The organism is Streptomyces sp. NPDC045968, assembly GCF_056430475.1.
Map to the genome: position 1 here is coordinate 87,305 of NZ_JBWKLF010000001.1, position 12,177 is coordinate 99,481.

Sequence of the window (12,177 nt, forward strand, 5' to 3'; positions counted from 1 at the left end):
GATGACCGCGAACAGTACGGCGTACAAGGCCCCCGCACCCACCGGGACGGCCGGGGCGGGCGGCGCACAGCCGCGCCCGCCCCGGCGCCGCCGCTCCGTCTCCCCCGCGCGCCGGTCCGGCTGGACCCCCTGGCTCTACCTCCTGCCGGCGCTCGTCCTCCTGGGCGCGCTCCTCGTCTACCCGATCTACCAACTGGGCCTGATCTCCTTCCTGGAGTACACGCAGGCCCAGGTCAGCGGCGGTGAGCCGACCACCTTCCAGGGGTTCGGCAACTACGCGGCCCTCTTCGGCGACAGCCAGTTCTGGCAGGTGCTCCTGGCGACCGTGGTCTTCGCCGCGGCCTGCGTGCTCGCCACCCTGTTCGTCGGCTGCGCGCTGGCCGTCCTGCTCACGCGGATACGCGCCCTGCCCCGGCTCGCCCTCATGATGGCCGCGCTCGGCGCGTGGGCGACCCCCGCGATCACCGGATCGACCGTCTGGGTCTTCCTCTTCGACCCGGACTTCGGACCGGTCAACCGGGTCCTGGGACTCGGCGACTTCTCGTGGACGTACGGGCGCTACAGCGCCTTCGCCCTGGTGCTCCTCGAAGTGCTCTGGTGCTCGTTCCCGTTCGTGATGGTGACCGTCTACGCGGGCATCCGGGCGATCCCCACCGAGGTGCTGGAGGCGGCCTCGCTGGACGGCGCCTCGCAGTGGCGGATCTGGCGGTCGGTCATGGCGCCGATGCTCCGGCCGATCCTGATCGTCGTCACCATCCAGTCGATCATCTGGGACTTCAAGGTGTTCACCCAGATCTACGTCATGACCAACGGCGGCGGCATCGCCGGCCAGAACCTGGTGCTCAACGTGTACGCGTACCAGAAGGCGTTCGCGTCCTCGCAGTACAGCCTCGGCTCGGCGATCGGTGTCGTGATGCTGGTGATCCTGCTGGCCGTGACGCTGGTCTATCTGCGCCTGGTACGGCGCCAGGGGGAGGAACTGTGAGCACGCTCAGCACCCGATCGCGCGTCCGCCGGCCCGGCCGGCTGGCCGCCGAGGCCGCGGCCCTGCTCATCGCCGCCGCGGTCGCCTTCCCGCTCTACTGGATGGTGCTCTCGGCCTTCAAGCCGGCGGGCGAGATCCAGTCCACCGAAGCCCGCCCCTGGACGCTGTCGCCGTCCCTGGACTCCTTCCGCCGGGTCTTCGAACAGCAGGACTTCGGCCGCTACTTCCTCAACAGCCTGCTCGTCGCGGGCACGGTCGTCATCGCGTCCGCGCTGATCGCCTTCCTGGCGGCCACGGCGGTGACCCGGTTCCGCTTCAGGTTCCGCACGACTCTGCTGATCATGTTCCTGGTCGCACAGATGGTGCCGGTCGAGGCCCTGGCCATCCCGCTGTTCTTCCTGATGCGGGACTTCGGCCAGCTGAACACGCTGGGCTCGCTGATCCTGCCGCACCTGGCCTTCTCGCTGCCGTTCGCGATCTGGATGCTCCGGGGCTTCGTGAAGGCGGTCCCGGAGGCCCTGGAGGAGGCCGCCTTCATCGACGGGGCGAGCCGCACCCGCTTTCTGTGGCAGATCCTCTTCCCGCTGGTCTTCCCGGGCCTCGTGGCGACGAGCGTCTTCTCGTTCATCTCGACCTGGAACGACTTCCTGTTCGCCAAGTCCTTCCTCATCAGCGACACCTCCCAGTCGACGCTGCCCATGGCGCTGCTGGTCTTCTTCAAACCCGACGAGAACGACTGGGGAGGGATCATGGCAGCCTCGACGGTGATGACCGTTCCCGTGCTGGTCTTCTTCGTACTCGTACAGCGACGCCTGGTCTCGGGACTCGGCGGAGCGGTTAAGGACTGACGTGGACAATCTCATTCCCGCGCCCGTGCGCACCGGCGACCAGGGCCACGGCGGGTTCCTCCTGGACCGGTCCACCACCATCACGGCGCAGCCAGGCACCGAGACCACCGAGCGCTGGCTGCGCTCCACCCTCGGAGCCGCGTTCGGCCTGCCGCTCGCGCCGGGGGACGAGGACGCAGGGCGAGGCATCCAGCTGCGTATCGACCCGGCGCTGGAGCCCGAGGGCTACCAGCTGCGCACCACGTCCCTCCAGGGTGTCGTGATCACCGGCGGCGGCCCGGCAGGCGTGTTCTGGGGCGCGCAGACCCTCCGTCAGCTCCTGGGCCCCGAAGCCTTCCGCCGTGCGCCCATCGGCCCCGGCGGTGCCGCCGGCCTCCCCTTCACGGACATCGAGGACAGCCCACGCTTCGCGTGGCGCGGTCTCATGCTCGACGTCGCCCGGCACTTCCTGCCCAAGGACGACGTCCTGCGCTACCTGGACCTCCTCGCCGCCCACAAGCTGAACGTCTTCCACTTCCACCTGACCGACGACCAGGGCTGGCGCGTCGAGATCAAGCGCCACCCCCGGCTCACCGAGGCCGGCGCCTGGCGGGATCGCACCAAATACGGCCACCGGGCCTCCGATCTGTGGGACGAGACCCCGCACGGCGGCTACTACACCCAGGACGACATCCGCGAGATCGTCGCGTACGCCGCCGCCCGGCACATCAGGGTCGTCCCGGAGATCGACATCCCGGGCCACTCGCAGGCGGCCATCAGCGCGTACCCCGAGCTGGGCAACACCGACGTCGTCGACACGAGCACCCTCTCCGTCTGGGACAACTGGGGCGTCAACCCGAACGTACTAGCCCCCACCGACACCACCCTGCGCTTCTTCGAGGGCGTCTTCGAGGAGATCCTCGACCTCTTCCCGGCCGACACCTCGCCGTTCATCCACGTCGGCGGCGACGAGTGCCCCAAGGGCCAGTGGAAGGAGTCCGCCACGGCCCAGGCCCGGATCGCCGAACTCGGCCTCGCCGACGAGGACGAGCTCCAGTCCTGGTTCATCCGCCACTTCGACACCTGGCTCACCGCGCGCGGACGCCGCCTCATCGGCTGGGACGAGATTTTGGAGGGCGGTCTCGCCGACGGCGCCGCCGTGTCCTCGTGGCGCGGTTACGCGGGCGGCATCGCCGCCGCCGAGGCCGGCCACGACGTCGTGATGTGCCCCGAGCAGCAGGTGTATCTGGACCACCGTCAGGACGGCGGCCCCGACGAGCCGATGCCCATCGGCTACGTACGCACGCTGGAGGACGTCTACCGCTTCGAGCCCGTACCGCCGGGCCTCTCCGAAGCCGCGGCCCGTCACATCCTGGGCACCCAGGCCAATGTGTGGACCGAGGTCATGCAGAACCGGGCCCGCGTGGACTACCAGGTCTTCCCCCGGCTCGCCGCCTTCGCCGAGGTCGCCTGGTCCCGGCTCCCGGCCCCCGCCGCCCGGGACTTCGCCGGATTCGAGAACCGGATGACCACGCACTACGCGCGGCTCGACGCCCTCGGCGTCGACTACCGGCCGCCGGGCGGCCCGTTGCCCGGACAGCGGCGCCCCGGTGTCCTCGGGCGCCCGATCGAGGGAGTGCCGCCGGTCGTGTAGGCACCATCCAAGTCGGGGTGGGGCGGCCCGCGGTCACGGCCACCGGGGCCGCCCCACACGAACGGAATAAGTCATACGAGACGCGCTGAAGAGTGGCAATTCACACTCTGCGCCGAAGAGGTACGAATCAGGATCATCCCCCTGGTCAGGGGCGGAAACCCCCTTCGCGGACCCTCCCGTCGGGCCGGTCGGAAGATGTGCCAGAGTTGCCACGTCCGGGCTGTGAGCACGTACCGTACGGCGGAACAGGCGGGACAGCCGGGAGACCGGAAAGGGGCAGCTGGGTTGACCACTCACGCACCGCAGGCGATGCAGTCGGTGACGTTGCCGGCCTCGCTAGACGAGGCCGTGGCGGCACTCGGCGCCATGCCCGCCGCCGTACCTGTGGCGGGTGGCACGGACCTGATGTCGGCCGTCAACAAGGGGCTGCTGCGCCCCTCGGGCCTCGTCGGCCTCGGACGGATCAGCGAACTGCGCGGCTGGCACTACCAGGACGGTCACGCGCTGCTCGGCGCCGGACTCACCCACGCGCGCATGGGACGGCCCGACTTCGCCGCCCTCATCCCCGCGCTCGCCGCGTCCGCGCGCGCCGCGGGCCCGCCCCAGATCCGCAACGCCGGGACGCTCGGCGGCAACATCGCCACCGCCGCCCCGACCGGTGACGCCCTGCCGGTGCTGGCCGCACTGGAGGCCGAGCTGGTCGTCGCGGGCCCCGGCGGCACCCGCCGCGAGATCCCGGTCTCGCACCTGCTGGCCGGCCGCGAGATGCTGTCGCCCGCCGAGCTGATCGGCTTCGTGCGCGTACCGCTGCTGCACGCCCCGCAGGTCTTCCTGAAAGCCACCGGCCGCACCGGACCCGGCCGTGCGACCGCCTCCGTGGCGATCGTCCTGGACCCGGCCCGGCGTGGGGTGCGCTGCGCGGTCGGCGCCGTCGCGCCGATGCCGCTGCGGCCCCTGGAGGCCGAACGCTGGATCGCCTCGCTGATCGACTGGGACGGCGCACGCGGACTGGCCCCCGACGCGCTGGCCGCCTTCGGCGAGTACGTCGCCGCGGCCTGCATCCCGGACCAGGCACCGCAGGCCGACGGGGGAGAGGCACCGCCCCTGCCCCCGGCCGTTCACCATCTGCGCCGCACCGTCGCCGCGCTGGCCCGACGCGCGCTCGGGAGGGCACTGTCGTGAGCAACGAGGACCCCATCGAGCAGCAGGGGCAGCACGACCCCTACGGACAGCAGTACGGCGGCTGGCAGCCGACCCCGCAGAGCGGCGAGTACGACGCCGAGGCGACCGCCTTCGTCCACCTGCCCCCGGAGGACCTGGCCAACGACCCGCTGGCCGCCCCCGGCCACGGATACGTACCGCCGATGATCCTGCCGCTGACCCCGGCCGCCGGGCTGGACCCGGCGGCGACGGGCAACTGGGTCGTGCGGACGCCGGACCCGCAGACGCCGGACGGGGCGACGGGCGGCGAGCCCCACGCGCCCTCCGCCGTGCACTGGCCGGACCCGAACCAGCAGCAGGAGCACCAGGAGTACCCGGTCACGTCCTCCACGACGGCCCAGTGGGACTTCACCGAGGTGACGACCGCCGCGGCCGAGCCGACCGCCGGCCACGGGGCGACCGGTCACACCGGCCAGTGGACGATCCCGGTCGCCGACGGCGACCTGCCGGAGGAGTCCGGCGAGTTCGCCGCCTCCGCCCTGGCAGCGCAGTGGTACGCGAACTCGTCCCCGTCGGCCACGCTGCCGGGCGGCGCGCCCGCACCGTGGGCGACGCAGCAGCCGGAGGAGGCCGGGGCGGCGCTCCCGGCTGCCGACGAAGCGCCCGAGGAGGCGGCGGAGTTCCCGGAGGCGGAGGCCCCCTCGGCCGAGGAGCCGCCCGAGGCGCCCGACTCCACCGGACTCGCACCCACCCACGCGACCGAGGGCACCGAGCCCACAGAGCTCGCCGCCGCCCACGGCACCCACGACCCAACGGCTGCCGCCCACGACGTCGCCACCCACGAAGTCGCCACCCACGAAGTCGCCACCCACGACGTCACCGACCCGCCGGCGGACCTGGCCGGCTCCACCCCCGACCAGGACCCGGCAGCCGCTTCCGCCCCTCCCGCCCCCGTCACGGGCGCCCGGAGCGAGCACCCCTCCGCCTCGTACGTCCTGCACGTGAACGGCGCCGACCGCCCCGTCAGCGACGCCTGGATCGGTGAATCCCTCCTCTACGTGCTGCGGGAGCGCCTCGGCCTCGCCGGTGCCAAGGACGGCTGCTCGCAGGGCGAGTGCGGTGCCTGCAACGTCCAGGTCGACGGTCGTCTCGTCGCCTCCTGCCTGGTCCCCGCGGCCACGGCCGCAGGGAGCGAAGTCCGTACGGTCGAGGGCCTCGCGACCGACGGAGAGCCGTCCGACGTCCAGCGCGCCCTGGCCGCGTGCGGGGCCGTCCAGTGCGGCTTCTGCATCCCCGGTATGGCCATGACCATCCACGACCTCCTGGAGGGCAACCACGCCCCCTCCGAGCTGGAGACGCGTCAGGCCCTGTGCGGCAACCTCTGCCGCTGCTCCGGCTACCGCGGGGTGCTCGACGCGGTGAGCGAGGTCATCGCGGGCCGCGAGGCGAACGGCGAGGCGGCAGCGTCCGAACCGGCCGACGAAGCACGCATCCCGCACCAGGCGTCCCCGGGCGCCGGTAGTGTCCAGCCTCATCCGCACGAGGGAGGCGACCTGTGAGCGACGCACGCAGGCACGCCGGAATCCCGAGCGCGACCCCACCGGCCGACCACAGCTGCTGCCGCAGCGGGGCGAATGACAAGGAGGCGGCGTGAGCAGCGACGCAGCCACCGCGGCCAACGCGACCAGCGCCACCCGCACCACGTTTCCGGACCTCATGGGCCCCGGGCCCGGCTCCGACCAGGAGCCGCCGGCGCTCGGCCTGGGCGCTTCGCTCCCGCCGGCCGACACCCGCGCCAAGACCGAGGGCACCTTCCCCTACGCGGCCGACCTCTGGGCCGAGGGCCTGCTGTGGGCGGCCGTACTCCGCTCCCCGCACCCGCACGCCCGCATCCTGTCCATCGACACCTCGGCAGCGGCCGAGATGCCGGGCGTACGCGCGGTCGTCACCCATGAGGACATCCCGGGCGACGGCGCCTACGGCCGCCGGGTCGTCGACCGGCCCGTCTTCGCCTCCGAGCTGGTGCGCCACCACGGTGAGCCCATCGCCGCCGTCGCCGCGGACCACCCGGACACGGCCCGCCTGGCCGCCGTGGCCATCGCCGTCGAGTACGAGGTCCTGGAACCGGTCACGGACCCGGAGAAGGCGTTCGCCGCCGAGCCCCTGCACCCCGACGGCAACCTGATCCGGCACATCCCGCTGCGCTACGGCGATCCGGACGTCGAGGGCGAGGTCGTCGTCGAGGGCCTGTACCGCATCGGCCGTCAGGACCCCGCCCCGATCGGCGCCGAGGCCGGTCTCGCCGTGCCCCGGCCCGACGGCGGCGTGGAGATCTACACGGCCTCCACCGATCCGCACACCGACCGCGACCTGGCCGCCGCCTGCTTCGGTCTGGAGGCGGACCGGGTGAAGGTCGTCGTCACCGGTGTCCCCGGCGCGACCGGCGACCGCGAGGACCCCGGCTTCCAGATCCCACTGGGCCTGCTCGCCCTGCGCACCGGCTGCCCGGTCAAACTGGCCGCCACCCGCGAGGAGTCCTTCCTCGGCCACGCCCACCGCCACCCGACCCTGCTCCGCTACCGCCACCACGCGGACGCCGAGGGCCGGCTCGTCAAGGTCGAGGCCCAGATCCTGCTGGACGCGGGCGCGTACGCCGACTCCTCGTCCGAGTCCCTGGCCGCCGCGGTCGCCTTCGCCTGCGGCCCGTATGTCGTACCGCACGCCTTCATCGAGGGCTGGGCCGTCCGTACGAACAACCCGCCCTCCGGCCATGTGCGCGGCGAGGGCGCGATGCAGGTCTGCGCGGCCTACGAGGGCCAGATGGACAAGCTGGCGGCCAAGCTGGGCATCGACCCGGCTGAGCTCCGCCTCCGTAACGTCCTGTCCACCGGCGACATCCTCCCCACCAGCCAGACCGTGACCTGCCCGGCACCGGTCGCGGAACTGCTCAGGGCGGTACGGGACTTCCCGCTCCCCGCCCTGCCGATGGACACCTCGGAGGACGACTGGCTGCTGCCCGGCGGCCCCGAGGGCGCGGGCGAGCCCGGCGCCGTGCGGCGCGGGGTCGGGTACGCGCTCGGCATGGTCCACATGCTCGGCGCCGAGGGCACGGACGAGGTCTCCACGGCCACGGTCCGGGTCCACGACGGCATCGCCACGGTCATCTGCGCAGCGGTCGAAACAGGCCAGGGCTTCTCGACCCTGGCCCGGCAGATCGTGCAGGAGACCCTGGGCATCGAAGAGGTCCACGTGGCCGCGGTCGACACCGACCAGCCGCCCGCGGGACCGGCGACGCACGGCCGGCACACCTGGGTGTCCGGGGGAGCGGTGGAGCGTGCCGCCAAGATGGTGCGTACCCAGCTCCTCCAGCCGCTGGCCCACAAGTTCGGCATGTCCACGGAACTCCTCCAGATCGCCGACGGCAAGATCACCTCGTACGACGGGGTGCTGTCCACGACGGTCACGGAGGCCATGGACGGCAAGGAACTCTGGGCCACCGCCCAGTGCCGCCCCCACCCGACGGAACCCCTGGACGAGTCGGGCCAGGGCGACGCGTTCGTCGGCCTCGCCTTCTGCGCGATCCGCGCGGTGGTGGACGTCGACATCGAGCTCGGTTCGATCCGGGTCGTCGAGATGGCGGTCGCCCAGGACGTGGGCCGGGTCCTGAACCCCGCCCAGCTGGCCGTCCGCATAGAGGCGGGCGTCACCCAGGGAATCGGCGCCGCCCTCACGGAGAACCTCCGCACGGCCCGTGGCCTGATCCGGCACCCCGACCTCACCGGGTACGCGCTTCCGACGTCTCTGGACGCACCGGATATTCGCATCGTCAAACTCGTCGAGGAACGCGACGTGGTGGCCCCCTTCGGCGCCAAGGCCGCCTCCGCGGTGCCCGTGGTGACGTCCCCGGCGGCCGTCGCCTCGGCGGTCCGCTCGGCGACCGGCCGCCCGGTCAACCGCCTTCCGATCCGCCCGCAGGCGGCGGTCGCAACTCCCAAGGCGTGAGCGTCGCATGACGGTGTGATTCGCGTTGCACGTGCAACCCAGGGGTGCGAGCTGTCACTGATGCTGACTACAGTGATCTCCAAAGCTGTAGCCAGTCGTAAACGGGGGAGGGCACTGTGGCGAGCGACGCAGGGTCAGGGGCGGGACCGGCTCCGGGATGGCCGTTCGGCGGCATCATCAACGCGGTGCAGGACACCGTGGGCGACCTGGTCACGGAGCTCCAGTCGTTCACGAAGTTCCGCGACCGCATCGACGAGCTCATCCGGGACCTGAAGGCATCACCGGCCGACTCGAAGAAGGTGGGCGAGGACCGCATCGCGCGCACCGAGTTCGGCGACCCGGAGTGGGCCGAGGCGTACGGACTGTACGAGTCGTACAAGACGGTCATCACGGAGCTGGAAAGCCTCTCCAAGATGCTCTCGGACTCGATGGAGGGCATGGGCATCGCGGTCCTCGCCTCCCACAAGGGCTACGAGAACCTCGACGAGGACATTCGCGAGCGCATGCGCGCGATCAGCGGCAGCACGAAGGAGCATTACGGCGGCGAGTACGTCCCGGAGCCGCCGGCCGGACAGAGCACCCCGCCGCCGAGCGCGAAGCCGACACCCGAAGCGAGCACGGGTAACTACTGATGACGACGGTCACTGGCGCGGCACGGGCACGGGCAGAGGTAGGGACGGGGGAACGGGATGCCTAAGAAGAGGACATCGTTCGAGGACATGCCGCACGAGCAGATGCTCAGGTGGCTCGATCAGGCCAACAGCGGGGCCGTGCAGGGCGCGGCCGACCGCCTGCTGAGCGCGGCTACGGAGATCACCAAGATCGCGGAGGATCTGAAGATCCGTCCGCAGATGGTGGAATGGAAGGGCGAGGGCGCGAACGCGTTCCGCACCTGGACCGCGGACCTGGCCAACGCGACCTTGCGCCTGGGTGAGTACAGCGAGGGTGCGGCGAAGCGGCTGGCCGAGGCGTCCGATGCGATCGCCCTGGCCCAGGTGGCGATCCCCCGCACACACGCCGGCGCACAGGCGAACCTGGACGCGGCGCTCGCGGCGCGGAACGACCCGGATGCTTCGGCTGTGGCGCGGAAGTCCGCGGAGACGCTGATCGCCGAGAAAGAGGCGAACCGCCAAGAGGCGGCCCGGGAGATGAAGAAGCTCGCGGAGGCGTACGAGCTGTCGAACGACCGGATCACCGGCATGGAGGTGCCGAAGTTTCCGCCGCCGCCTGAGGCGTTTGTGCCGGATAAAGATGAGACAGGCGTCTACGACAGCCAGGACTACGCCCGTACAGGAGGAGCGGCAGGCGGAACCACCGGCGGTGTGGCGGGCGGCGCAACGGCGTACGCGAGAGAACCTGAATCGACAGGTGGCGCGACGGCGATTCCCGGAATGGCACAGCCGCCGTCGTCCCCAGGCACTGGAGTGCTGCGTCCCGTGGACATGGAGATCGACAGCGTAGCCACGCTGCCCGACGCTCCGTCCGTTCCTTCGGCGACTCCGCCGAGCATGCCGGGCGGAGGAAAGACCGATGGCGGCTTGCCGCCGGTGATCGGCGGCGCCCCGCCCGTCGTCGCACGCGGCCCGGGTCTGCCGCCTACGACGAGTGGCGGAGGAAAGGCGACAGGCACTTCGCGCCTGCCCATGCCTCCCTCGACCAGCACGACCTCCGGGCCCATCGGCCGACCCTCGGGGCAGCAGGGAATCGTCGGTGGACGCCCGGTCCCCCAGTCGTCGGGCAAGCCGATGGTCGGGCTTCCCCGTGGCACCGTGGTCGGTGGCGAAGGGACCCATGGCGGCCGTGCGCCCATGGGGCACGGTCCGGGCATGGGCGGCCCCACCGGCGGCCAGAACGGCATGCTCGGTGGTCGACGTCTGGCGGGTGAGACCGGCGGAATCGTGGGCGGTCGCCCGCAGCAGCAAGGCACCTCCAGCGGTCGTCCGTTCACTCCGGGAGGCAGCGGACTGGTCAGGGGCGGCGGCTCGGCCCAAGGTGCTCGCGGTGCCGGTCCGGTGGGGCGTGGAGGAGCTTTCACTCCTCAGCGCCCGGGTGACTCACGCCGTGAGGCGCGGGGTGAGAGGCCGGACTACCTCACGGAGGACGAGGAGACCTGGCAGCAGAACGGTCGGCGCATCGTGCCGCCGGTCGTCGACTGAGTACTAGGAACTGGCAGAGGAATCGCATGCGGATCAGCAGGAGCACCAACCGGGGAGTCACTCGCCCCGGAACCATGGCCTCGGTCGTTGTGGGGCTGCTGCTGATCGGAGTCGTCCCTGCGCATGCGGATACCGTGCGCGCCGACCAATGGCACCTCGACATCATGCAGGCCGAGCAGATGTGGGAGACGAGTACCGGTGAGAACGTCACCGTGGCAGTCATCGACTCCGGCGTTGATGACACCAACCCGGATCTGCTCGGCCAAGTGCTCAAGGGGAAGGACCTGGCGCTGGATTCTCCCGGTGACGAACATGTCGACTATGACGGTCACGGAACGGGAATGGCCGGGCTGATCGCCGGCACGGGTCAGTCGGGCGGAGGCGACGGTGCTTTCGGGCTTGCACCAGGAGCGAAGATTCTTCCCATTCGTATGAGGGACAACGTCGGCAAGGTCAACGGGGCAACCGGAAACAAGAACTTCAACGATGACCTGACGACAGCCATTCGCTATGCAGCGGACAGCGGCGCGAAGGTCATCAATATCTCCCTGGCGGACGACGAAGGCTCGCAGCGGCTCAGCGATGCGGTGAAGTACGCCCTTCAGAAGGGTTCGCTGATCTTCGCGGGCGCGGGTAATTCCGCCGAGGAGGGGAATCCGGTGCTGTATCCGGCAGCCACTCCGGGCGTGGTCGGTTTGGCGTCCGTCGACCGGGATGGCAAGCGAGCCGAGTACTCGGAGTACGGGCCGCAGGTCGATCTCGCCGCACCGGGTGTCGACATGGTCCAGGCATGCGGTGGGAAGACAGGTTTGTGCAAGACCACCGGCACGAGCGACGCGTCCGCCATCGCCTCCGCCTCCGCGGCCCTGATCTGGTCCAAGCACCCCGACTGGACCAACAACCAGGTCCTGCGCGTCCTGCTGAACACGGCAGGCACCCCGAACAACGGTGCCAAGCGCACCGACGCCATCGGACACGGCATCGTCCGCCCCCGCATCGCCCTGAAGACCCCGGGCGACCCCGGCCCCGCCGACGTCTACCCCCTCCCCGACCTCGCCGCAGCCGAGTCCGCCAAGGCCTCCGCCGAGCCGTCGCAGGCCAAGGGCGGTTCCGAGGCGAACGAGACCCCGGCCGCCGCTGCCGCCACCGGAGACGACGGCGGCAACACCGCGCTCTGGATCGGACTCGGTGTCGGAGCGGCCGCCATCATCGGCGGCGCGGTGGCCGTCACGGTCGCCCGGTCCCGCCGCCGTAGCGCGAGCACCTCCGCCGTACCGCCGTACCAGCAGACCCAGCCGCCCCACCCGGCCTACGGTCCGCCCCCGGGAGCTCCGGAAAGCCACTCCCCGTACGGCGGCCCGCCGGCGCAGGGCCCACGTGTCTGAGGCTTTG

Annotated in this window: 9 protein-coding genes; all 9 read left to right on the top strand. The window is 71.4% G+C overall.

Annotated elements, in window-relative coordinates; all coding sequences use genetic code 11:
• Window position 1: 1 nt before the first annotated feature.
• The 9 genes from AC07FA_RS00330 (at window position 2) to mycP (ending at window position 12,170) form a co-directional block, all read left to right on the top strand.
• On the top strand, window positions 2-985 hold the full coding sequence (locus AC07FA_RS00330) for a carbohydrate ABC transporter permease (protein ID WP_479072444.1): 984 nt from the start codon (window positions 2-4) through the stop codon (window positions 983-985).
• Complete coding sequence (locus AC07FA_RS00335) at window positions 982-1,833, top strand: carbohydrate ABC transporter permease (protein ID WP_479072445.1); 852 nt, start codon at window positions 982-984, stop codon at window positions 1,831-1,833. Before AC07FA_RS00330 ends, AC07FA_RS00335 begins: the two co-directional genes overlap by 4 nt.
• A 1-nt stretch (window position 1,834) precedes the next feature.
• Window positions 1,835-3,466, top strand: a complete 1,632-nt coding sequence (locus AC07FA_RS00340) for a beta-N-acetylhexosaminidase (protein ID WP_479072446.1) — start codon at window positions 1,835-1,837, stop codon at window positions 3,464-3,466.
• A 285-nt stretch (window positions 3,467-3,751) separates the two neighbouring features.
• The gene (locus AC07FA_RS00345; RefSeq protein ID WP_479072447.1) at window positions 3,752-4,648 is read left to right on the top strand and encodes an FAD binding domain-containing protein; all 897 of its coding nucleotides are present in this window, start codon (window positions 3,752-3,754) and stop codon (window positions 4,646-4,648) included.
• Complete coding sequence (locus AC07FA_RS00350; protein WP_479072448.1) at window positions 4,645-6,186, top strand: (2Fe-2S)-binding protein; 1,542 nt, start codon at window positions 4,645-4,647, stop codon at window positions 6,184-6,186. Before AC07FA_RS00345 ends, AC07FA_RS00350 begins: the two co-directional genes overlap by 4 nt.
• A 91-nt stretch (window positions 6,187-6,277) precedes the next feature.
• Complete coding sequence (locus AC07FA_RS00355; protein WP_479072449.1) at window positions 6,278-8,629, top strand: xanthine dehydrogenase family protein molybdopterin-binding subunit; 2,352 nt, start codon at window positions 6,278-6,280, stop codon at window positions 8,627-8,629.
• 116 nt (window positions 8,630-8,745) lie between these two features.
• Window positions 8,746-9,261, top strand: a complete 516-nt coding sequence (locus tag AC07FA_RS00360) for a hypothetical protein (protein WP_479072450.1) — start codon at window positions 8,746-8,748, stop codon at window positions 9,259-9,261.
• 57 nt (window positions 9,262-9,318) lie between these two features.
• Window positions 9,319-10,785 carry a WXG100 family type VII secretion target gene (locus AC07FA_RS00365; RefSeq protein WP_479072451.1) on the top strand — a complete coding sequence of 489 codons (1,467 nt, stop codon included), beginning with the start codon at window positions 9,319-9,321 and terminating at the stop codon, window positions 10,783-10,785.
• Window positions 10,786-10,811: 26 nt separating this feature from the next.
• Window positions 10,812-12,170, top strand: a complete 1,359-nt coding sequence (gene mycP / locus AC07FA_RS00370) for a type VII secretion-associated serine protease mycosin (protein WP_479072452.1) — start codon at window positions 10,812-10,814, stop codon at window positions 12,168-12,170.
• Window positions 12,171-12,177 lie beyond the last annotated feature (7 nt).